The organism is Nostoc sp. EspVER01, from assembly GCF_034530635.1.
Classification (GTDB): Bacteria; Cyanobacteriota; Cyanobacteriia; order Cyanobacteriales; family Nostocaceae; genus Nostoc.
The window spans coordinates 129,712-152,692 of sequence record NZ_JAVRCS010000006.1 but is presented as its reverse complement, the minus strand read 5'-3'; the positions used below and the strand labels follow the sequence as shown (position 1 = coordinate 152,692).

The window sequence follows — 22,981 nt, the reverse complement described above, 5'->3', positions numbered from 1 at the left end:
TACATCCATCTGCATATCCATACCGATAGAAGCTAAAAAAATTAAACAGGTAAATCAGTAGCACTCTGGATATTTTGTAAAATCAAATCAGGGCTATTACGTTTAATCAAGCCAGTTAACACTTTACCAGGACCAATTTCTATTACTCGCTCGATACCGTTAGCTGGTAATTGCAGACAAATTTCTCGCCATCTTACAGAACCAGTCATTTGTTTGTTCAGGCGTTGCTTTAAAATCTCAGCATCAATGGACGGAATTGGTTCGACATTAGACACTACTGGTACAATCGCGGGTTGAAATTCCACAGATTCTAAAATGTCTTGAAATTCCGCAGCTGCTGGTGCTATTAAATGTGAATGAAATGCTCCAGAAACTTTTAGGGGAACTGCACGCTTTGCTTTAACTTGAGTCATCACCGCTTGTACAGCCTCAGTCGTGCCTGAAATTACCACCTGAGCCGAACTATTATCATTTGCTATTACCACATCAGGCGTTTGGGAAATGACTTTTTCTAACTGTTCGCGGTCAAAGTTCATCAAAGCTGCCATCATCCCACCGATGGCACTATCCATGAGTTCTGCACGACGCTTCACCAGATATAAACCAGCCGACCACTCAAAGACACCCGCTACATAAAGAGCAGTATATTCTCCCAAACTGTGACCAGCAACTAAATCGGGCTGATGTCCTCGTTCTCGAAGCAGGTCGGCAAGAATGCTTTCAACTACATAAAGACTTGGCTGAGTATACAGCGTCTGTGATAACTTCTCTTCTTGAGTTTGACAAATTTCAGTTACAGACCAACCCAAAATATCCTCAGCTTTGGCAAGCTTGTCTTTAGCGGACGGTATATCTAGTAAATCCATTCCCATTCCCAGCGTTTGGGAACCTTGTCCGGGAAACACCCATGCAGTTTTTGTCATTTGTCAATAGTCAGAAAAGTGAAAAGTTAGGAGTGAAAAGTTAGGAGTGAGGGGTTAGGAGTGAGGAGTTAGGAGTGAGGAGTTAAAACTCATAACTCTTAACTCATAATTCTTAACTCATAACTCTTAACTCCTAATTATTCACCTTCCCCATTGAAAGATTGCCGCGCCCCAAGTAAGACCGGCACCAAAGCCGGATGTCGCAACGATGTCATTGGGTTTAATTTTACCTTGTCGTACCGCTTCATCTAAAGCTAAGGGGATGGAAGCAGCTGAGGTATTGCCGTACTGGGCGAGATTACTGATAACTTTATGTTCTGGGATATTCAGGCGTTGGGCAACAGCATCGATAATCCGCTGATTGGCTTGATGCAATATCAGCCAATCTATTTTATCGACGCTGATGTTAGCTTGAAACAACGCTTTATCAATTATTTCTGGCACTTTTTGCACAGCAAAGCGGTAAACTTCTTTGCCGTTCATCGTAATTGGTTGGTAAGTGCCTTTGGTGATATTTACATCAGTCACCAGTTCTTGGGAGGTTCCTGCATAAGCAAGGTTGAGGTAATGGTTTTGAGTACCATCACTTTTAAGTGCAAATCCTAATAAGCGATCGCTTTTGGCAGCTTGTAACACCACTGCTCCAGCACCGTCACCAAACAATACACAAGTCCGGCGATCTTCCCAATCTACCCAGCGAGAGAGTATATCTGCCCCAATCAATAGTACATTTCTATAGACACCAGTTCTAATGTATTGGGCTGCTGTAACCAAACCAAACACAAAGCCAGAGCAGGCAGCGGTCAAGTCAAAAGCTACTGCGTTGGTGGCTCCCAATTTAGCCTGTACTTGACAAGCACTACCAAATAAATCATCAGGGGTGGAAGTCGCTAGCAGAATCAGGTCTAGGTCTTCTGGTTTAATTCCCGCAGCTGCGATCGCCTGAGTACTGGCGGCAGTAGCGAGTAAACTCAAGGACTCAGAAGGCAATGCTAATCGTCGTTGACGAATTCCCGTTCTTGTGGCAATCCACTCATCTGATGTTTCAACTAGTTCACTCAATGTATCGTTGTGTAGGGAAGTTGCTGGTACTGCCGAGCCGCTTCCGGTGATTGCTACGCCTAAGTTTTGCACTCTTAATCTCCCAAGCTATCAGCTTTTTGTCTTTTGTCCTTTGTCCTTTGTCCTTTGTCCTTTGTCAGTTGTCCTTTATCACTTGTCAGTTGTCCTTTACAAATGACGAATGACCAATACTTCGACTACGCTCAGTACAAGTGACCAATAACCAATGACGAATGACCAATGACCAATGACTAACCGCTCTCGCGCTCTAGGATATATTGGGACTGAATTCGTTGTATCACCTGGTTGTCAACAGCTTCTTTTGCCATGCGAATTGCATTAAAAATTGAAGGTGCTTGGGAGCTACCGTGACCAATAAAACAGACTCCTGCCACGCCTAGCAGTAAAGCACCACCATGTTCTGCGTGATCCATTCGCTGCTTAATCCGCTTCAGGTTTGGTTTTAAGAGTGCGGAACCTATTTGACCGTGCAATCCTTGGGGTAATTCTTCCCGCAAAATTTGCAGAATCACTTCTCCAACGGCTTCGGCAAATTTTAACAATACATTACCTACAAAGCCATCGCAGACAATCACATCAAAGCGACCAGAAAGCACATCACGCCCTTCAGCATTGCCAATAAAATTAATTTGGGAATTTTCGCGTAGCAGTTGATGGGCGCGGACTGCTGCATCATTGCCTTTCGAGTCTTCTTCACCGATATTCAGCAAACCCACCTTCGGTTCAGCTGTACCCAAGACATACTTACTGTAAGCCGATCCCATAACGCCAAACTGCTCTAAAAACTTGGGACGGCAATCTACATTTGCGCCGACATCAAGTACTAGCACTGGCTTACCAGCAATAATCGTGGGGAAAACTGTCCCGATCGCTGGGCGATCGATTCCTGGTAATCGTCCTAAGCGGAGCAAAGCTGATGCCATAGCTGCCCCAGAGTGGCCGGCAGAAAATACGGCATCTGCCTTTTCCTGCTTGACTAAATCCATCGCCACATTGATAGAAGCCTTGCGTTTGCGTCTAACTGCATTTAAAGGCTCCTCATCCATAGCGATCGCCTCCTCCGCAGTTACGATCTCCACCTGCCCTAAACTTGTTTTTGATGGCAAGGCAGCTTCTATTTGTTGGGGATCGCCAACCAATAATATATCTACACCCAATTCTTCTCTTGCCCGCAATGCGCCAGCAACGATTTCACCGGGTGCATGATCCCCTCCCATTGCGTCAATTGCGATCCGTACGCGAGTCGATCCCATTGCTCACAGCTTCTAGAAACCTTACAAATTTTACCAGATGGCAATGCCCGAAAAAGCTTAACTTTCTGACAGCCAAATTAATTCTGTTACTATTGCAACAATTTTTGCTGGCAAGCTCAAGATAGCACGAATTATTCTGGAGTAGGGAGTAGGGCATTGGGCAGAAGTGCAAAGAGGGGAAACTGACTGCAACTTCTTTCTTGCTCCTCTGCTCCCCTGCTCCTCTGCTCCCTTACTCTTTATTCCCCACTTCCCAACACCCAATCAACTAGCGTCCGAACGCCGTAGCCAGTTGCCCCTGCGCTGTTGTAGCCATTTTCTTTATCTGTCCATACTGGGCCGGCAATATCTATGTGCGCCCAAGGGGTTTGTTTGACGAATTGCTTGAGGAAAAGGGCAGCGGTGATTGCACCACCTGGACGCGGCCCTGTATTTTTCATGTCCGCTATACCAGACTTTAACCCTTCAAAATATTTTTCTTCCATTGGCATCCGCCAAATCTTTTCCCCTGAAGTTTCCGCAGCTTTTTCGATTTGGGAGGCGACAGCTTCATCGGGAGTATACAAACCAGCAATATCTTCACCTAATGCAATGACGTTGGCACCAGTTAGGGTGGCTAAATCAACGATCGCATCTAATCCCAATTTGTCGGTATACACCAAGGCATCTGCTAAGGTCAAACGTCCTTCAGCGTCGGTGTTGTTCACTTCGATTGTTTTGCCGTTTGATGCTGTGAGAATGTCTCCTGGACGCATGGCACGACCGCTAATCATGTTTTCGGTTACAGCGGAGATGAAGTGAACTTCCGAATCTGGCTTAATTTGAGCAATTGCTTTGGCTGCGCCCAAGGTAGCAGCTGCACCGCCCATGTCAATTTTCATGGTTTCGATGCCACTACCAGCACCTTTAATATTTAGTCCGCCGGAGTCGAAGGTTAAACCTTTACCAATAATTGCTAATTTCTTTTTGGGTGTACCTTCTGGCTTGTAAGTTAGGTGAATGAATTTCGGTGGCAAATCGGAAGCTTGGGCTACTCCCAAAAATGCACCCATGCCTAACTTTTCACAGTCTTCTCGTTCTAGAATTTCTAGTTGCAAACCATAATCCTTGGCGATCGCTTGAGCAGTTTCAGCTAAAGTAATTGGTGTTACCGCGTTGGCTGGTGCTGCCACTAATTGCCGTGCCAAATTTACCCCGGAAACAATTTGATTGGCGCGGGTAATGGCGGCTTCTTGTCCATCAAAACCCAGTAAATCTATACTTTCTATTTGTGAACCTTTATCTTCTGGTTCGGATTTAAAGCGAATATCTTGGTAAAGTGCTAATTCCACACCTTCTGCGATCGCTTGGGCACTGGCTGCTGGATCGTTGTTCCACAATGGAAAACTAAAACCCAAAATTTTGCTTTTCTGCTTTTTTCCTACCCTAGCTACAGCTGCCGCCGCGCGACGCAGAGTATCTAGTTTTAGTGCATCTGGTTTACCTAAACCTACCAAAATCAATTTCCGCACTGGGCTACCAGCATTTACACGGGTGAAAATAGTGCTATTGGCTTTACCTTTAAATTCTTCTTCAGTAATAAGTTCTTTTAAGACTCCAGAAAACTTTTGATCTAAAGTAGCTAGTTCTCCGGTTAACTCTACTGCATCTTCAAATAATCCAATTGCCAAACTATCGCCTGCCCACTCTAGTAAAGGCTTATCACTAGGTTGAATTGTCATTTTGGGATTTTGTGTAAATATTCCTTCTTGTACCAGTATTGCTCAAAATTCTTGTTTCATGGTGAGGGGAGCGGGTATTGGGCATGGGGAAGCAGTGGTTAGTAGCTATAATTTAGCCAATTGGTATAAATAGCACTCATTAACGAGTCTTGGATACTCGTTAATGAAGTTATGATCTCCATTTTTTTACCTGACTTTTCGCGTTATGTGGAAAAGTCCACCAAAAACCTAACCCCCTAACCCCCTTCCTGGCGCGGGAAGTGGGAAAATTCAAAGTCTCTCTCCTTTTAGGAGAGAGATTTAGAGAGAGGTTTTCCAGATGCCGTGAAAAGTCAGATTTTTTTACGTCCTGCTTCTTGCCCCATGCCTATCCCACAATTTTGTTTGTATCAATGTCAAATTTGCTGGCGATCGCTTGTATGATTTTTCGCTCAACTGCTGTAATCTGATTATCAAGCTGGGCAATTTTGTAACATTGAGCCAATAAGGGTATAGCAAAATCCCGATTCAGTTGATTGAGCAATAAATCTAAAGGCTTGGGCGATTTGATATTTTGGGCAATGGCATCCAACGAAGTGGGACTGAGGTTTAAAGCTTTTAATTCTGGTAAAATTTCTTGCCAAGTCTTTTCTGGATGACTAGCTAGGATCATGTGAACTAAGATTTGATCCATCAGGGCTTGTTGAGCGATCGCACTTTCTAGATATTTTTCACTTTCGGCTTTTAATGTTGCCAACGTCTGTGGTGATGCTAGGGAAGTAGATTCATCCAGCTTGGTTTCGTAAAATCTACAAGCAGCATACCCCAATGAATAGATCATTGTTGCATTTGAACTAGCTCCAATAACTGCACCCGCCAAGGGCACATTTCGCAGCAAGCCTAACCCGGCAGCTTTCAACAAACGCCCTCCACCCAAAGCCAACCCAAAAATTGCTAAAATTTCACCTTTACGAGCAGGATCTTTTAAATCTAGCCCGTAGACAGATGCAATTTGATAAAGCATTTCTGACTGCAATTTTGTTGTGGCTGTTAAATCAATTGCCAACAATGCCACTGCTATTCCTGGCAAAAAACTAGTGGCTAGTCCAACTGTGGCTGCTTGAGTTGCTTTTTCCACCATGATTCGATGAGCAAGCTGGCTGGGTGATTCATTTGGATACTGTTTCTTAAGCTTGTTTACCGCTGCTTCTGCTTGTTCTAAATCAACAAGGTTAGTATCGTTAATGAGCCAATTGAGATTTAAGACTCCAGATAGTTTTCTAATCAGCCAATTTTCGCTAAGGCGATTCACAACCTGACCGCTGGTTTGAGTTGTTTGCTCAATAAACTTGTGTGTTTCTTTCGCCGTCACTTCTCCCACCCCTATTGCTGTGTCTAAAACTGCTTGGCCAGTCTCAGCCACAGTTTTAATCAAAGACTCTACTATAGACGGTTCATTTTCTATTGATGATTGAGCCTGAATTCCTGCTTCTGGAATTTCTCTGGGTGAATTAACTAATTTATTCACCTCTATTTCTTGGGGTTTGTCTGCCATTGCTTGACACCATCTTGTAAAGCCTCTCTCTTTTGGTTTTAGCGAAGTTTGAGTGGCTTTGACATCTCTCCATAAGTACAATTCGTTAGAGCCAATAGGAATTATTATGAGCTTTAACTATAGACATAAGATGGATGACAGAGATTTTGATTTAAGCACTGATAACCTAATTCAAGAACACTTTACCTTCTAAAATAATGAGGAGGTCTGGAATAAGAACGCCACTTTTATTTGCAATCTTGTTTTATCAATTACCAGCAATTAAATCTTATTATGTAAGTAATTCTGTATATTCATCTAATCCTACCTCAGCTATTAGCTTTACTTTCTAAAAAGTCGTTATCCTTAAGAATTTCATAGAGATTAGTATCTTGCTCTAGTAAGCAAGCGTGTCCACAATTGGGCAACACTACAATCTTGTTATTTGGTAAGATGTTAGCTATCCGGTTGACTTCACTTACAGAAGGCAAAAGGCGATCGCTAGCACCAGCAATCAACAAAACTGGTTGAGTTAAACGCCTTAACTTTTCCTCATCAATATCAAACTCTCGCAGTAAAGACAACCGCCAAAGAACGGTTTCTGCCGGGACAGAACGCATAGTTTTCAGCAAATCGTGGCGATCACTCCGAGAAATGCGTGACAAAGATGCTAAAAATGGCAACAAGCCTAGTGCGCCAATATCATACAATCCTGTTGGCACTAAGTAAGTTAGCTGGGATGCCCAACTTAACCAAGGGCGAAGTTGAAAGGACGAAGCTGGATTAATTAGGATAATTCGCTTAAATAAATGGGGTGCTTGGATTGCCACTTTCATTGCCAAGCAACCACCAAAGGACTCACCACACAAGTAAACTGGTCTCTGAGAACTTTTTTCTAATTCGGCGTCGATCAAGTCCAATACACTCTTAGTTAGGGTATCCCAAGTATTAAGGTCTTTCCGGGGAAGCGCCAACGAGCGCACATCAAAGCCAGTTTCTAATCCTGCGGTTTGCGATCGCAATAGTTGACCAGTTCCATCCATTCCCGGCAAATATACCAATAGCGGATACTCTGGCTGTACTCGTTTAGGAGTCAGAAAACAAGGGTTTAGCTCAACTTCTGTGATAGTCATTAGTCATTAGTCATTGGTCACTTGTACTGAGCGTAGTCGAAGTATTAGTCAATGGTATAAAACTTTTGGACTGCGAATTGTTGCTTGTATTAACTTCGGTACTTTTGAGCAAAAACAAAAAAGTATCAGAACAAGCTAGTCAAAGTTTTGCAGACAATCCAAAATTGTTCGACTGAGCGGCTTGCCTTGACTTGTGCCGAGCGAAGCCGAGGTAGCGAAGTCGAAAGGAGCCGAAGTCCAAAATCGAATAACTTTAATAGCAACCTTGAAGCAGTAAATTGCTAATTTCACCCTGACAGTGTTCTGTCAGTTCAGCCACAACAGTTCTGGCTTGTTTGCCGTGATATTTTTTATGATGTTGGGGCGTAATCCAATAAGGACGACCGATTAACACGGCAACTCGACGATAAATTACCAAGGGATGCCAACCATTTTGATTAAATAAAGGTTCTGAAGGGTCGAATACACTCAAAAGTCTTAATGGGAAGCCATTGGTGTTTACTTCTTCTAAGGAGGCGATCGCGATCGGCAAAATAGCTAAATCCTGCACATTCGCTCGTAATGCCAAATGGGCAAATCCCCGCTGAAACTCACCCACCTGGCTTGGCTGAGTAAATTTCACCATTGGTGCAGTTCCTTCTGGAAATACTCCCACCATCTGCTTGGACTGCAATAGCACCTGTGACTGCGAAAAAAAGCTTTGCTGACGGTTTTGAGTATCTTCCAAGGGGAAACACCCCAATTGACCGGTGACAATCTCTCGCATGACTGGAACTTGTCCCATGTAGTGATGGCAAGCAAAGCGAATCGGACTCGATAACGCCGCCATTAAAATCAGTGCATCCATAAAGCTGCGGTGATTGCTGACTACCAAGACGCTCGCATCCTGGGGAATGCGGTCTTCGTAATAGCGGAACATTTGCGTTGAGAATGCCGCCACTAAAGCGCGAGAAATCTCTAGGGGGCTATTTCCACTCATACCTAATCAATATATTTTCCGGTAAATATGGCAATTTGTCTTAATTTAATTTTTACATTTCTTTACTAATGCCATGACCGTCTTAAGATAGAAATATCTAATCTACAAAAGCAACTAGATTTTCTGTAATCTTGATTATGTATTCTCGATCACAATAATATCTAATACAAACTATTCAAAAAAATTATGATTAGTGAATTTCCATTTTTTAGGTAAAAATGAGTTTAATTGATGCATATTACAAAACAATTCTGGACTTGATAAATTTGCTAGTATGAAGATGTTATTGGAAAAAATGGTAATAATATTGTATAATTGCCTGGTTTTGCCGATAAAAGCTAAGATATAAAACGTTTTAATAAGTTAATTTTTATTTTGTATGAATCTAGTGAATAAAAAAGAATTGACATTTGCGCTGACCACACCCCTATATTATGTAAACGATGTCCCTCATATAGGTAGTGCTTATACGACGATCGCAGCCGATGTAGTGGCGCGGTTTCAGAGATTACTGGGATATCAAGTATTACTAATTACAGGTACAGATGAACATGGGCAAAAAATTCAGCGATCGGCAGAAAGTTTAGGGAAAGCGCCACAAGAATTTTGTGATGAAATTGTCCCTAGTTTCGTAAGTTTATGGCAATTATTAGACATCCAATACGATCGCTTTAGTCGGACTACTGCGCCTCGTCATCAAGCGATCGTGAAAGAATTCTTTGAGCGAGTCTGGGAATCTGGTGATATTTACCAAGGACAACAACAAGGCTGGTACTGCGTATCTTGCGAAGAATTCAAAGAAGAACGGGATCTGCTAGAAGGACACCGTTGCCCAATTCATACTAACAAAGAAGTGGAGTGGCGAGACGAACAAAACTATTTTTTCCGCTTATCCAAATATCAAACTAAGCTGACAGAATTTTATCAATCTAAACCGGATTTTATTCAACCAGAAAGTCGGCGCAACGAAGTCCTCAGCTTTGTCAATCAAGGACTGCAAGACTTTTCCATTTCACGAGTGAATTTAGATTGGGGTTTTCCCGTACCAGTTGATCCCAAACACACTCTCTATGTTTGGTTTGATGCGCTGCTAGGTTATGTCACAGCATTACTAGAACCAGATGCAGAACCGACTTTAGCAAATGCGTTAGAAACATGGTGGCCAATCAACTTGCACCTAATTGGTAAAGATATTCTGCGCTTTCATGCAGTTTACTGGCCAGCAATGCTGTTGTCAGCAGGCTTACCCTTGCCAGAGAAAGTCTTTGGGCATGGCTTTTTGACTAAAGACGGGCAGAAGATGGGCAAAAGTCTGGGTAACACCCTTGATCCTGTGGCATTAGTTAAGAGCTATGGTAGTGATGCCGTTCGTTATTACTTCCTTAAGGAAATCGAATTTGGCAAAGATGGAGATTTTAATGAAGTTAGGTTCATTAATGTTCTGAATGCAGATTTGGCAAATGATTTAGGTAATTTGCTCAATCGCACTTTGAGCATGGTGAAAAAGTACTGTGCTGAGAATAATGTCCCATCAATAGGCAATGAAGGGATTCCTGACGAAAATCCTTTGAAAGCAATTGGTTTACGTTTAGGGGAACAGGTAAAACAAGCATACCAAGAGCTAGCTTTCAGTCAAGCCTGCGTGGTCATACTTTCATTGGCGCAAGCCAGTAATAAGTTTATTGATGAACAGGCTCCTTGGTCATTATATAAACAGGGACAGCAGGAGTCGGTGGAAAAGGTTCTCTACGCAGTTCTAGAATCGGTTAGACTAGCAGCTTATCTGCTATCCCCAATTATTCCGAACATCAGCAGCGATATTTATCAGCAGTTGGGCTTTGGAATAAACTTTAATGATCGAATAGAAAGTTCAGTTAATGCTCCTTTTGCCACCCATGCTACATGGGGACTACTATCGAGCAAGCAACAGTTGGGTAAACACCAACCTGTTTTTCAGCGATTAGAACCCCCGAAAAACGATTAGTCCTTATCAAACTCTGATTTTGTTCAATTTTTTATTTTCTCACAAAATTTATCGTGGCTCAATTTAAATTAGCCGCAGAACATTATCATAAGCCGCTGTGACTAGCATCTAAAAGTTGGTAATTTGTATCAAAAATAACAGGGATAAAAACTGAGGTATCACAATGATGTTGAATAATTTGGAAAACGATTCAATATTTACGCCAGAACAAGTTTTGGAGAATCGAGGTAGGGTTGCCATATTTATTGATGGCTCAAATTTATTTTACGCTGCACTGCAACTAGGTATTGAAATAGATTACACGAAGCTATTATGTCGATTAACAGGAGGTTCTAGATTACTGCGTTCTTTTTTCTACACTGGCGTAGATCGGACAAACGAGAAGCAACAAGGGTTTCTGCTGTGGATGCGTCGCAATGGCTATCGAGTCATTGCTAAAGATTTAGTCCAGCTACCAGATGGCTCTAAAAAAGCTAACCTGGATGTAGAAATAGCAGTAGACATGATGGCGTTAGTAGATTCTTATGATACCGCAGTTTTAGTCAGCGGTGATGGGGATTTAGCTTATGCGGTTAATTCAGTCAGCTATCGTGGCGTGCGGGTAGAAGTTGTGAGCTTGCGTTCCATGACTAGCGACAGCTTAATCAATGTAAGCGATCGCTACATTGATTTAGAAGCCATCAAAGAAGATATTCAAAAAACTCCTCGCCAAAGCTATCCATACCGGCCATTATCTGGGATCGGTTTTTTGGAAGACCCCAGAAGTAGTGATGGACACCTAGAAATCCAAGAATAATGACGTATCAATTTCATAAAAGAGGGAGATGGGGAAAGAGAAAAATTCAAATTTTCTCCTCCACTCCCTCCTTTCTTATTTTACCTTTGACCTTTTTCTTGGTATTTGGTTTAGTTGGCTGCGGGGGCAAATCCCCTCCAGCTTCCCAACAAAATACTGCGGATTCATCTAACAAAGATAGCAATTTGACTTTCTTTGATGTCACCTTAGAACAAGCAGATGAAGTGGGAAGACCAATTTGGAAAGTCAGGGCTAAAACCGCAAAATACACCAAAGAAAAACAAATTGGTCAGGCTGAAAGCCCTTATGGTGAACTATATCAAGATGGCAAAATTGTTTACCAAATCAAGGCAGATGTAGCAGACATTGAACAAGATGGGAAGCAGTTGTTTCTAAAAGGTAAGATATTTGCCACAGATCCTAGTAATGGGATTGTGTTGCAAGGTAATGAATTAGAATGGCGTCCTAAAGAAGATTTGTTGATTGTTCGTAATAAGATTAACGGCACTCATAAAAAACTACAAGCAGTAGCGCAGGAAGTGCGAGTAAAAACCCGCGAACAGCGGATGGAATTTTCTGGAGGAGTGGTAGCAAATTCTATCGATCCCCAGATGCAAGTGAGAACTGAACATTTAATCTGGAATATTAAAGAAGAAAAACTGATTGGCGATCGCCCTCTAGAAATTGACCGCTACAAAGATAATAAAATTAGCGATCGCGGTAAGGGAAATTCTGCCGAAGTCAACTTAAAAACAAAAATTGCCACTGTCCAAAAGAATGCTCAACTAGAATTACTAGACCCACCAATGCAAATAGCTAGTAACTCTATGACCTGGAACATGAATACAGAAACTGTCACTACAAACTCACCTACGCGAATGTTCCATCGTGCCGAAAATGTCACAGTGACAGCCAATCAAGGTGAAATGAAAATACCACAAAAAACCGTTTATTTAAAAGGTAACGTCAATGCTATTGGTCAGCGTCGCCAGTCTCTAAGATCCAATACACTAACTTGGTATTTAGATAATAAGTTAGTTGAAGCTCAGGGAAATGTTGTTTACCGACAAATTGACCCACCATTAAATTTTGTGGGTGAAACAGCAGTTGGTAATCTGCAAACAGAAAATATTGTTGTCAAAGGTGGTAGTTCTAGCGGTAGGGTAGTAACGGAGATTATTCCTCAAGAAAAAGCCAATCGTCAGCAGTAAAGTTAGGGTGAATGGGTTCCACCTTCACCCATAAATTTTGGGTTGGTCGAGTACTAGACTAGGATCTTAGTAATACAAGCCTTTTCATAGCCCATGAATGGATCAAACCGATTAAGTAAGGAATCCTTGCCAACATCCCAGCAAGTCGAACATTCCCACTATCACGATACAGACCACGAGCAAACAGATCGGACTCATGGAACTGGAGAGTCGGCTCATCCTCACGTCCATAGCGAAGAGTCTTTACGGCGAATTGTCAATCGATTATCGCGTATAGAGGGACATGTTCGTGGTATCAAAGCAATGGTGCAGCAAAGTACCCCTTGTCCTGATGTTCTACTGCAAATTGCCGCAGTGCGGGGCGCATTGGATCGAGTCGCGCGAATTGTTTTGGATGAACATTTAACTGAGTGTATTGGTAGAGCTGCACAAGAGGGTAATATTGACGTTGAAATAAAACAGTTAAAAGCTGCTTTAGATCGATTTTTACCTTAAAAATTAGAAAAATAATCTAAAATGCGTCCGCAAAATTAGTGATGCACTAGCAGCGATGCATCAAAATTCAATAGTGCATCCTGACATTAACTCCAGGGGCATCATATTGGCAACTGGTAGAAAACCTATTTTTATAGACTTTCCTTTGTTCGCTTTTTCTAAGAGGCAACTATGGAAAAACTTATTCCATCACATAAGTAGGTAGACATAATTAAATATAAAATAAACTCCTAGTTTGTAGTGAGCGATTTATCGCTCAGAGCAAGGATTATCAGGACTAAAGTCCTTACTACAAACTTGAAATTTATTTATGACTAGATACTTAATATGCTGTGCAATGGTGATTTTTACCTAGACTATGATCCTAAAAAACTATCAATTTCATTATTCTTTAATTGGCACTCTAAATAAACCACTAATTCTTTTTTTGCATGGCTTCATGGGTAACATTAATGAATTTGATGAAGCCTTAAAATTACTGTTTAACGAATTTTCCTATTTAACACTTGACCTTCCCGGACATGGCAAAACCCAAGTTTTGGGTGAGGACAAATACTATACAATGGCAAACACTGCTCATGCTTTAATCAACTTACTAGATGAGTTAAAAATTGCCAAGTGCTTTTTAGTTGGTTATTCAATGGGTGGAAGATTGGCTTTATACCTAGCGCTGCATTTTCCAGAACGCTTTCATAAAGTTGTTCTAGAGTCAGCTTCCCCAGGTTTGCCAACAGAAGCAGAACGATTAGAACGGATTAAAATTGATACACAAATAGGCAGAAAATTAACAAGAAGTCTTGAAAAAAGCGATTTTGCCACTTTTATATCAAATTGGTATAATCAACCGATTTTTGGTTATATAAAAAATCATCCAGAATACGATCGCATGGTTGAAAGTCGGTTGCAGAACAATCCACAGGAATTAGATAAATCACTGCGCTTTATGGGTACTGGATGTCAACCTTCTTTATGGGAAAAGCTAAAATTAAATACAATTCCCATGCTTTTGCTAGTGGGTGAATACGATCAAAAATTTATATCTATTAATACAGAAATGGCTAAAATATGTGAATTTGCTCAGATAAAAATAATTAGCAATGCTGCACACAATATCCACTTTGAAAATACTTTGGCATTTGTGGAAAATATCAAAAGTTTTTATCCACAGCAAGTTAAAAATTAGGATAAACTTACTACTTTTTTACTGCCTTGCTAGAAGGAGTTGGGGATGGTGGCATCGGGGCTGTCGGTTGTTTAGCTGCGGTTAATTCTTCTTGCAACATTTTCTGATAAATCTTAGGTAAAGAGCTACTAACAGAATTAGTTTCTATACCATACCCCAGACTTGTCCAAGTGGGAGAGAGTCGCCGCAAAACATCATTTATCTTTCCCTGACGCAACAGTTGAGAAATATCAACTCCCCAAACTTTAGAATCATTTAACCAACGGTAAACTACTACATCTTGATATTCTGCTTCAAAACTATAACCAGTCCAAAACATCATCTGCATTGGATTTGGATGATAACGAGGGGCTAAACGATACCAAGTAATGTTGATGATTTGATATCTGCCAGCAGCGGTAGAACAATTTCCTGTATTGGGGCCTGTGACAATTGTGACGCATATCTCAGGATGTCGGCTAAGGTCGTTAACTTGCTGTCCACCGTATAACAGCGAATAAGGACGATTTCCACTAGCCTCACTTGCCGAGATAGTTCGCATTAAAGCGCGGATATAAGGGTCGCCCTCTTTCATCACCAAAGGCGGCTGTTTATTTTCAAAGATGGGATCGGAAGGCGATCGCAAGTCTCCAATATACCATTGCAACAAATACACAAAGCCGAGAAGCGCGGCTATTGGGCCAATAAGTTTTTCAACACCTTTGAATTCAAAGCCTTTCAGAGTCTAACTCCTTCAAATTCACTCTTTTTGCTAACAAAAATCATCGACGAACTGATTCTAGTAAAGTTCATACCTGATTATTAGTTATTATTTCTGATTTGCCCATTTTTTTAGGAATTAGCAAAAAAGAGTATAAATACAGGAGTTTGCAAGTAACTGAGGTAAAAAATGCAGGACTCACGCATCAGATATAAAGAGTTTCTACCTCCTGCCTCAAAACCCGTAGCTTTCTACTTTATGCAAAAGAAAACTACTGTAAGTATAGCAAGCGAGATACTCCCAAAAATCCCAACTCAATATAGTCTCAATCACTTTTAGTAGCATCTGTTGTCAGTAACGATTGCTTCCTTGCTCAAATTGAGCGATAAGTCGATACAACCTTATTGCAAAGGTTTCGATTTAATTTGACACCAATGGACATCTGTGATCCCCTAAAAAAGGTCTGTATTACGACCGATTGAGAACTGCAATCAGGCAGATTGGGTAATTAATCAGTCTCTTCCTCTAGTCCCGCGTAAACTTCGTATCTTAAAATACCAGGAATTTCCTGAAGACACTGTAGATAACAAATGTTACTGTGGCATAGTTGAAAACCAAGAGGCAGATAGCCTTTAGCAATATTGAGTCTGCTTTGTGTTTTTACACAATAGTCATAGTCATGGGCACAATATTCAAGTAGCTTGAAATATGAAAATCACTCGTATTCTCCACCAGTTTGAAAAACTATGGTTAACCGTTTTACTTCCGTGAGTACTGCTCTCACACTTAAGGTAGTTGGAATAATCTGCATTTTGTCCTTTTTTGTTGACTTTTTGATTCTGTTGTTACCTTTTCAACCCACCGATCGGGTATGGCAAATCAATTTGGGAACAGCGCTTGTCGATCGAGGAATTGTTCCTCTAGTCGGTTTGGGGCTTCTGTTTGCTGCCTATTGGATTGAGAATGCCGATCCAGCAAGCGATCGCCCCCAAGGTATTGATTTAAGATTTCCCGCTGCGATTATCTCCAGTCTTTTAGGGTTGATGTTCTTGCTGATTTTTCCCCTGCACCTAAATAACGTCAATCAAGCCAAGACTCAAACACTCAACCGAATCACCCAAGAAGCAGATCAGGCAGAAACTCAACTGAACACTCGGTTATCGCAATTGCAAGCACAACTAAATACTGAGCAAGGAAAAGCGCAACTAGACCAGCTGCGAAACCAAACCAAAGCTCAGTTTAGTGAAATCCTCAAAGATGACCAAAGATATAAGCAAGCAATTGAAAGCCCTCAAATTCCCGCAAATATAAAAGAGTTACTGAAGAAGGCTAAAACAAATCCCCAATTACTTGACAAAGCTATCGAACAACAAACAGATGTTCAAACGCTGCAAACTCAACAACTGAGCCAAGTTCGCCAGCGCCGAGACGAAGCGCTGCAACAAGCTAAAGATACTGCTTGGAAGTCTGGACTGCGGATTGGTATTAGCAGTTTGCTATTGTCCATTGGTTACATTATCATCGGCTGGACAAGCTTAAGAGGTAGGGGTGCTGTACAAGGTGGTAAACCTAGAACTGCCGCACGCTAATCCACTATTGGCATGGCAGTAAGAAGTATCCAAAAATTATTCACGGCTGATACTGCCATGCGTCTAATAGCTAATAACAATAACAAAGCAATTATCACTGAGTAAAATCGCTATAAAACTTGAGTAATGTTCTCAATTTACATACTGACATATAACGAAGAACTAGATATTGCTGCTTGTATCGAATCGGCAATGTTATCAGATGACATCATTGTTGTGGATTCATGCAGTAGCGATCGCACTGTGGAAATCGCCAGTCGCTATCCCATTCGCGTTGTCCAACACGCTTTTGAAAGCCACGGACGCCAACGCACCTGGATGTTAGAGTCTATCCCACCGAAGCATCAATGGGTTTACATTCTCGAAGCTGACGAGCGTATGACACCAGAACTATTTGCGGAATGCGAAAAGGCAAGTCAGAATCCAGACTACATCGGTTACTACGTGGCTGAACGCGTCATGTTCATGAATCGTTGGATTCGCTACAGCACACAGTATCCCCGTTACCAAATGCGACTCTTCCGCCACGGTAAAGTGTGGTTTACAGACTACGGACATACTGAGCGAGAAGTTTGTGAGGGTGCAACTAGCTTTTTAAAAGAAACATACCCACACTACACTTGTAGCAAAGGTTTGAGCCGCTGGATTGACAAACACAACCGTTATTCTACGGATGAAGCTCAAGAAACCTTGTATCAGCTAGAACAGGGGAAGGTGAACTGGCAAGATTTATTCTTTGGCAAATCGGAAGTCGAAAGACGGCGTGCCCTGAAGGATTTATCTTTACGTTTGCCTGCCAGACCGTTGCTACGGTTTATATATATGTATTTTATCTTAGGCGGATGTTTAGATGGACGCGCCGGAGTCGCTTGGTGTACATTGCAGGCATTCTACGAATACCTGATTTTGCTCAAAGTCTGGGAAATGAAATATCTACCAAAAGCTAATTTAGATACAACAGCAATGTTGGTACAAGAGAGTACGCAACAATTGCAGGGCGCAGATTCTGAAACTACACAGGTTGATGCGGCGTGAAGAGGGCTGGAGATTAGAAGGATTTCTTGTATCGCGATCGCAAAATCATAGAGCGCACAAATGTGCTACACAGATCCCTGACTTCGTAAAAGTTGTCGGGGATATTGTTTTTCATAATTCAAGACTAGATAAAACAGACTTCCAACGTAAGAACTTGCAACAATCATTTACAAGTCTTATAAAGAAAAGTAACATCCTCTAAGAATAATCAGTCGCCATGGGATTGGTTAATGTCTATGTGTATGCTTATAGGAAAATAGCTGATTTCCAGCAGCAGGCAACTTGCTAGCGTTATAGACAGTTACTTGCGGCAGAATCTGCCAAAGTTAAAGCCTTCGGAATTTGACGAATCTGCTGGTATGGATACGGATAACAAAAGTTCCTCTAGCTTAAAACAGGAGAATCGGGGCTTGGTAATCGATCGCCTAAAACAGGACTTAAAAAACGACCTGATTGCTGGTTTGTTGGTAATAATTCCCCTAGCAACCACTATCTGGCTGACAATTACCATTGCAAGTTGGGTAATCAACTTTCTCACCCAAATTCCCAAACAATTGAATCCCTTCGATGGGTTAAACCCATTCTTAGTAAATATACTTAATTTGTTGGTAGGCTTGGCTGTACCACTACTAAGTATATTGCTAATGGGCTTGATGGCTCGAAATATAGCTGGGCGGTGGTTATTAGATTTTGGCGAGCGATTATTACAGGCAATTCCTTTAGCAGGGCAGGTATACAAAACTCTCAAACAACTTTTAGAAACCATCCTGAAAGATTCTAATGGCAAGTTTCGCCGGGTAATTTTGGTGGAGTATCCTCGCCGAGGAATTTGGGCGATCGCTTTTGTTACTGGTGCAATCAGCAGTGATATCCAAGCCCAGATGTCTCGCCCCGTGCTAAGTGTCTTTATCCCCACCACTCCAAATCCGACTACCGGATGGTACGCAGTCGTTCCTGAAGACGAGGTGGTGAACCTTTCTATGTCGATTGAAGACGCCTTTAAAATAGTTGTATCAGGTGGCATTGTCGCTCCCAATACGCCTTTGGTTTTCTCCAAAGATTCCACATTGGAAGTGAAACACGAAGAGATCGAGCAGCAGATTATTCCTGTTGAAGAAATGTGAAGAAGGCAGAAGGCAGGAGGCAGGATGTTCAATAAAGAATAGCGGCTCACACTCCATCTAATTCCAAGCCACTAACTCGGAGATTTTGGCGATCTTGACTTAAACCCCAAGAAAAGTTCTGGTTGCGGCAAGAGATATAGGAGTGTATTTCTCCTGTCTTCTCCCAAGGGGAGACGCTAAAAGCGATCTGCCCTCTGCCTCTCTGAAATCAATCTGGCATAGTCACAAGCAAATGCGTAATGTTGTTGTTTAACTGTGCCAAAATTGATAGGCTTGTAAGTTTGTCTTGCCTAGTTAATTCAGTTCTCGCACAATCACCCCTCAGTTTTATGCAACCTCGTAAACCCCAGCAAATTGCTCGTGAATTGGCGCTTTTAAGCCTTAGCCAATTGCCAGTCAACCCAAAGAAATTAGATAAATTGGAAGACGACCAATTAGTATCCAAGTTGGTACTAGGTGCAGTACGCACTCTGACCTCAGAAGTACAAGATACCCTCGATAATGCCGCAGGTGAGCTGCAACGCAGTAACGATCGCCTCTTAAGTAGCCAAACTCGGGCCTCCGACCTCAATACTGCCAGAACAATGCTTCAAGAAGCGATCGCCTGCACCCAGACAGCAATCAATCAGTTGGGTACAGCAGTTGATTTCCCAGTCTTGATTCAGTTAGCCAATCAAGACAAGGGAGTTCGGAATTACGCTAAAGAGCTTGTGATTACCGTCAACGAAAATCGACACATTATAGATGAACTCATTTCTGCTGCCTTAGTAGATTGGCAAGTAACTCGTCTTGCCCAAATTGACCGTGATATCTTGCAAATCGCCGTGGCAGAAATGAAGTTCTTAGGAGTACCAGACAGTATTGCCATCAATGAAGCCGTGGAGCTAGCCAAACGCTACAGTGGAGACGATGGTCATCGGTTTATTAACGGTGTTTTACGCCGAGTCACTGAGCAGAAAAAAACTGCGTAGTACTGCTGCGGAATTAATAATTTTTATACTGCCGTGGAGAAAAGTCTGTAGCCGCTTCTGCGGCTTCCTCCAAGCGGAACTTCACTCAAAGTGAGACGCTGCGCGATCGCAAAAAACTTTCTGTTGTCACGATTCTGCTCAAACTGGCGTTGAAAGGTGAGGATAACTCGGAAGTTTTCACCCTAAGAAAAAGTGCAAAGTTAAATTAAACTCATAATTCATAACTCATAACTCATATAAACAATACTGCTGCAATGGTTTTTAATTGGTTCCGTCGTCAACATAACGATTCCTCTAACACTCCCTCTGATAAAAAACAGGAAGAAACACCTCCTGTACAAGAACCCCAACCAGAGCCAGCCGACACCTCAACACCAACTGCTGAAACTGCACCAGACACAACGGCAGACTTATTGGCATTTGCTAAAGCTGCCTACAAAAATATTCAGCAAAAACAGCAAGTTGAGGTAGTAGAAACCCCACCGGATTCAGCAGATAGCTTAGTATCATCAATACAACCTGAAACCGCAGAAACGGTAATTGCAGAAATCGCTGAACCAGAAGCAACTGAGGAACCTGCTAGTACAACCGTAGAAACGGCACAGCCAGAAGTTATCCAAGTTGCTAGTGAGGAAGAAATTACAGAAGATTCCTCAGTGGCAGCAATTGTTGAACAGCCAGATGTTTCCAGCCCAGAACTCACGGCAAGTGAAGTTGAACTAACACCCACTGAACCACTAGCTACGCCAGAGGCAACACAGCCAACAGCACCAGCTAACTTATCCTTTTTAGAACGGGCGGCGGCAGAACGGCAAGCCAAGCTGGAGCAACTCATAGCTACTGCTATTGAAGTTCCAGAACCGGAGGTAGTACAGCCAGTAGCGACAACCTCAGCAGAAACAGGAGAGGAAATTCCCGGACTGCTATTTGATGATGGGTTTGTCTGGTCAGCGAAAGTTCTAGCAGCTCAAGGTAGAAGTGCAGAAGACGTTTCTATTGAAGAAATTACCTGGCTGAAAAAGCTCCGGCAAGGATTAGACAAAACTCGCCGTAGTATTCTCAATCAACTGAAGGCGATTGTTGGTCAAGGGCCGCTTAACCAAGCTGCTGTGACGGAAATTGAGGCATTGCTTTTACAAGCTGATGTTGGTGTAGAGGCGACAGACTTTATTATCAATGCCCTACAGACAAAACTGCGAGAAGAAGTTACCGCACCTGAAGAAGCGATCGCTTTCCTGAAAAAAATCCTCCGGGATATGCTGGATGCACCGAGCAAAACATCTCACAAAACTACCTTTACTCCAGAAAAAGAAACCTTAAATATTTGGTTAATTACTGGGGTAAATGGTGCCGGTAAAACCACCACCATCGGCAAAATTGCCCACTTGGGACAAAAATCTGGCTATAAATGCTTGATTGGCGCAGCAGACACCTTCCGTGCCGCCGCCGTGGAACAGGTGAAGGTTTGGGGTAGTAGAAGTGGCGTGGATGTAATTGCCAATCCGGGAAAAAATACAGATCCGGCAGCAGTTGTATTTGATGCGATCGCAGCTGCCCAAGCACGTCAAACTGAATTACTTTTGGTAGATACAGCTGGGCGACTGCAAAACAAGAAAAATTTAATGGACGAACTCGGTAAAATCCGGCGAATTATCGACAAAAAAGCCCCAGATGCCAAAGTAGAATCACTATTGGTTCTAGATGCCACTTTAGGCCAAAATGGACTACGACAAGCCGAAGTTTTTTCCCAAGCTGCCCAACTCAGTGGTGTTGTCTTAACCAAGCTAGATGGCACCGCCAAAGGCGGCGTTGCCCTTGCCGTTGTACAGCAGCTAGGTTTACCAATTCGCTTTATTGGTGCTGGCGAAGGAATTGAAGACCTACGCCCCTTTTCAAGCTATGAGTTTGTCGAAGCTCTCTTGAGTGGTTAGTTGAAAAATTTCGAGTTAAAAATTTCTCTCAACAGACTTAGGACTTACGCAATACTGTATTATTCTTCTCTGGGAGACACTGCGCTTTGGCGTCAGCCTCTGACAGAGAAGGAGGTTCGATAAATTAAGCTTTTTAGCTATTTTTGTGTAAGTCCTAAAACTAATAAATTTAGGCATGACTGATCTGGTATTATCACTTGAACTAACTAGAAACAGCTCAAGTCCTAAAATTATGAATTTGTCACAATAAATAGGTGACTTTTGCTAAAATTTCTAGCTAATGCCCTTTTTGAAGTCTTAAATGGGCTTTTTAAATGTAGCAGCACGGTATTTAGTTGCTACATACAAAATCCCCTAGACTTTCATATTGCAGCAATTGAAAAGGGAATCGAGACACTCACCCCCACAAATACAACTCTATTGTGGGATAGACAGCAGTCCCAATGGTGAGCAGTGCGTTGGGAAACCAGCGCGGGTGATTTCAGCGCTGCGGGAGGTTTAATTCCTCCATAGGTGTTTGGTGTTGACTATGGCGACTTACTCGTGCAACGTCTATCGAGAGGTTGGAATTCTGATGGTTAAATAAAAACACTCTTTCTGACTTTTGACTTAAAGTTCTTAGAAGATATTTCTTCTATTTTTAGTGTCATCTTTTTTATTCATATCTTACACTTGCCAAATGACTCACCCCTAAAATAAATTACAGGCGAATGGTTTAACTCTGTTACCTCTGACTAAGAAGATAGAGTTACTTCACTTTTATCCAGTTTTGATGGGTTTAAATTTTGCGTATTCAGCAATTCAAAATTCGCAAAACGAGAAATTAAAAATGTAAAAGCTCAATCTTGGCGATTATCCCAGCGATTATGGTATACAAATTAAGTATTTGAAAACTTATTTACATATTCTCAGGTTTGGAAAGGAGTGTAATTCTGTTTTTGAGCAAATCAAGCTCGATTTGAGCGCTTATAGAGGTTTTTACTTAAAAGACTTCTAGTCTCCTAGTTGCTTATGCCTAAACAGTTCCTCAGAGAGCGTTATAAATTATTCTTTGAATAAAGTATTTTTATGACTTTAGAGATATGCTTTGGTAATTAAGTTATGAAAAAATGAAAAGATTTCTGAGCTATCAGCAAAACTAGTAATTTTTACGGGTAAAATTTGGACTAAAAATACATGATTTGAAATTACTAATATTCCATCATAAATACAATAAGCAAATAAAATCCTGATAAAATTTGCCTATTACGTCTTTATACTCTTGCTAAAATGGCAAGTCTTGTCTAAATATGGTTTAGCAATGCCAAAGCCAAAAGATTTATAAGTAATCTAAAATCTGCCAATATAAAGTGCAATA

General features: G+C 41.7%; 18 protein-coding genes. 10 read left to right on the top strand and 8 right to left on the bottom strand.

The features are described from left to right. Positions 1 to 41: 41 nt before the first annotated feature. The 7 genes from fabD to RMX69_RS07620 all read right to left on the bottom strand — a co-directional run bounded on the left by fabD (position 42) and on the right by RMX69_RS07620 (position 8,605). A complete protein-coding gene (gene fabD / locus RMX69_RS07650; RefSeq protein WP_289796735.1) occupies positions 42 to 923 on the bottom strand; it encodes an ACP S-malonyltransferase in 882 nt (293 codons plus the stop codon). Between the two features lie 141 nt (positions 924 to 1,064). Continuing rightward, a complete protein-coding gene (locus RMX69_RS07645; RefSeq protein WP_322637072.1) occupies positions 1,065 to 2,057 on the bottom strand; it encodes a beta-ketoacyl-ACP synthase 3 in 993 nt (330 codons plus the stop codon). 179 nt (positions 2,058 to 2,236) lie between these two features. Beyond that, the gene (plsX, locus tag RMX69_RS07640) at positions 2,237 to 3,259 is read right to left on the bottom strand and encodes a phosphate acyltransferase PlsX (RefSeq protein ID WP_289796733.1); all 1,023 of its coding nucleotides are present in this window, start codon (positions 3,257 to 3,259) and stop codon (positions 2,237 to 2,239) included. Positions 3,260 to 3,498: 239 nt separating this feature from the next. Then, a complete protein-coding gene (locus tag RMX69_RS07635) occupies positions 3,499 to 4,980 on the bottom strand; it encodes a leucyl aminopeptidase (protein WP_322637071.1) in 1,482 nt (493 codons plus the stop codon). A gap of 367 nt (positions 4,981 to 5,347) precedes the next feature. Beyond that, positions 5,348 to 6,514: an EcsC family protein gene (locus tag RMX69_RS07630; RefSeq protein ID WP_322637070.1), complete on the bottom strand. Its 1,167-nt coding sequence runs from the start codon at positions 6,512 to 6,514 to the stop codon at positions 5,348 to 5,350. Between the two features lie 308 nt (positions 6,515 to 6,822). Continuing rightward, positions 6,823 to 7,626, bottom strand: coding sequence for an alpha/beta fold hydrolase (locus tag RMX69_RS07625; protein ID WP_289796730.1), 804 nt, complete (start codon positions 7,624 to 7,626; stop codon positions 6,823 to 6,825). A 253-nt stretch (positions 7,627 to 7,879) separates the two neighbouring features. Then, the gene (locus RMX69_RS07620; protein ID WP_289796729.1) at positions 7,880 to 8,605 is read right to left on the bottom strand and encodes a lysophospholipid acyltransferase family protein; all 726 of its coding nucleotides are present in this window, start codon (positions 8,603 to 8,605) and stop codon (positions 7,880 to 7,882) included. Between the two features lie 379 nt (positions 8,606 to 8,984). Between RMX69_RS07620 and metG the strand changes: the two genes are divergently transcribed. The 5 genes from metG (at position 8,985) to menH (ending at position 14,274) form a co-directional block, all read left to right on the top strand. After that, complete coding sequence (metG, locus tag RMX69_RS07615; RefSeq protein ID WP_289796728.1) at positions 8,985 to 10,589, top strand: methionine--tRNA ligase; 1,605 nt, start codon at positions 8,985 to 8,987, stop codon at positions 10,587 to 10,589. 166 nt (positions 10,590 to 10,755) lie between these two features. Beyond that, positions 10,756 to 11,385: an NYN domain-containing protein gene (locus tag RMX69_RS07610; protein WP_069072029.1), complete on the top strand. Its 630-nt coding sequence runs from the start codon at positions 10,756 to 10,758 to the stop codon at positions 11,383 to 11,385. Continuing rightward, a complete protein-coding gene (gene lptC, locus RMX69_RS07605; protein ID WP_289796727.1) occupies positions 11,385 to 12,596 on the top strand; it encodes an LPS export ABC transporter periplasmic protein LptC in 1,212 nt (403 codons plus the stop codon). The genes RMX69_RS07610 and lptC overlap by 1 nt, the downstream gene beginning before the upstream one ends. 93 nt (positions 12,597 to 12,689) lie before the next feature. Continuing rightward, entirely contained in the window at positions 12,690 to 13,091 is a 402-nt protein-coding gene (locus RMX69_RS07600; protein WP_289796726.1) for a metal-sensitive transcriptional regulator, read from the top strand. Positions 13,092 to 13,449: 358 nt separating this feature from the next. Further along, positions 13,450 to 14,274 (top strand): 2-succinyl-6-hydroxy-2,4-cyclohexadiene-1-carboxylate synthase, encoded by an 825-nt coding sequence (menH, locus tag RMX69_RS07595; protein ID WP_322637069.1) that lies wholly within the window; start codon positions 13,450 to 13,452, stop codon positions 14,272 to 14,274. 10 nt (positions 14,275 to 14,284) lie between these two features. Here the strand turns inward: menH and RMX69_RS07590 are convergent, their stop codons facing one another. Beyond that, positions 14,285 to 14,929 (bottom strand): glycoside hydrolase family protein, encoded by a 645-nt coding sequence (locus tag RMX69_RS07590; protein WP_289796724.1) that lies wholly within the window; start codon positions 14,927 to 14,929, stop codon positions 14,285 to 14,287. Between the two features lie 791 nt (positions 14,930 to 15,720). On the opposite strand from RMX69_RS07590, the gene RMX69_RS07585 reads away from it, so the two are divergent. The 5 genes from RMX69_RS07585 (at position 15,721) to ftsY (ending at position 21,624) form a co-directional block, all read left to right on the top strand. Beyond that, positions 15,721 to 16,563 (top strand): HpsJ family protein, encoded by an 843-nt coding sequence (locus RMX69_RS07585; protein ID WP_289796723.1) that lies wholly within the window; start codon positions 15,721 to 15,723, stop codon positions 16,561 to 16,563. Positions 16,564 to 16,689: 126 nt separating this feature from the next. Further along, positions 16,690 to 17,598, top strand: a complete 909-nt coding sequence (locus tag RMX69_RS07580) for a glycosyltransferase family 2 protein (protein ID WP_289796722.1) — start codon at positions 16,690 to 16,692, stop codon at positions 17,596 to 17,598. Between the two features lie 359 nt (positions 17,599 to 17,957). Further along, a complete protein-coding gene (locus RMX69_RS07575; protein ID WP_322637122.1) occupies positions 17,958 to 18,722 on the top strand; it encodes a DUF502 domain-containing protein in 765 nt (254 codons plus the stop codon). A 329-nt stretch (positions 18,723 to 19,051) separates the two neighbouring features. Beyond that, entirely contained in the window at positions 19,052 to 19,693 is a 642-nt protein-coding gene (gene nusB / locus RMX69_RS07570) for a transcription antitermination factor NusB (RefSeq protein ID WP_292787087.1), read from the top strand. A 254-nt stretch (positions 19,694 to 19,947) separates the two neighbouring features. Continuing rightward, the gene (ftsY, locus tag RMX69_RS07565; protein ID WP_289796720.1) at positions 19,948 to 21,624 is read left to right on the top strand and encodes a signal recognition particle-docking protein FtsY; all 1,677 of its coding nucleotides are present in this window, start codon (positions 19,948 to 19,950) and stop codon (positions 21,622 to 21,624) included. Positions 21,625 to 22,981: the final 1,357 nt, after the last annotated feature.

Coding starts and splice junctions, on each gene's coding strand:
- RMX69_RS07625 (WP_289796730.1), bottom strand. CDS start 7,626: ATGACTATCACAGAAGTTGAGCTAAACCCTTGTTTTCTGACTCCTAAA.
- ftsY (WP_289796720.1), top strand. CDS start 19,948: ATGGTTTTTAATTGGTTCCGTCGTCAACATAACGATTCCTCTAACACT.
- metG (WP_289796728.1), top strand. CDS start 8,985: ATGAATCTAGTGAATAAAAAAGAATTGACATTTGCGCTGACCACACCC.
- RMX69_RS07620 (WP_289796729.1), bottom strand. CDS start 8,605: ATGAGTGGAAATAGCCCCCTAGAGATTTCTCGCGCTTTAGTGGCGGCA.
- RMX69_RS07635 (WP_322637071.1), bottom strand. CDS start 4,980: ATGACAATTCAACCTAGTGATAAGCCTTTACTAGAGTGGGCAGGCGAT.
- RMX69_RS07600 (WP_289796726.1), top strand. CDS start 12,690: ATGAATGGATCAAACCGATTAAGTAAGGAATCCTTGCCAACATCCCAG.
- RMX69_RS07630 (WP_322637070.1), bottom strand. CDS start 6,514: ATGGCAGACAAACCCCAAGAAATAGAGGTGAATAAATTAGTTAATTCA.
- RMX69_RS07585 (WP_289796723.1), top strand. CDS start 15,721: ATGGTTAACCGTTTTACTTCCGTGAGTACTGCTCTCACACTTAAGGTA.
- menH (WP_322637069.1), top strand. CDS start 13,450: ATGATCCTAAAAAACTATCAATTTCATTATTCTTTAATTGGCACTCTA.
- RMX69_RS07575 (WP_322637122.1), top strand. CDS start 17,958: ATGGATACGGATAACAAAAGTTCCTCTAGCTTAAAACAGGAGAATCGG.
- nusB (WP_292787087.1), top strand. CDS start 19,052: ATGCAACCTCGTAAACCCCAGCAAATTGCTCGTGAATTGGCGCTTTTA.
- lptC (WP_289796727.1), top strand. CDS start 11,385: ATGACGTATCAATTTCATAAAAGAGGGAGATGGGGAAAGAGAAAAATT.
- RMX69_RS07610 (WP_069072029.1), top strand. CDS start 10,756: ATGTTGAATAATTTGGAAAACGATTCAATATTTACGCCAGAACAAGTT.
- RMX69_RS07580 (WP_289796722.1), top strand. CDS start 16,690: ATGTTCTCAATTTACATACTGACATATAACGAAGAACTAGATATTGCT.
- fabD (WP_289796735.1), bottom strand. CDS start 923: ATGACAAAAACTGCATGGGTGTTTCCCGGACAAGGTTCCCAAACGCTG.
- plsX (WP_289796733.1), bottom strand. CDS start 3,259: ATGGGATCGACTCGCGTACGGATCGCAATTGACGCAATGGGAGGGGAT.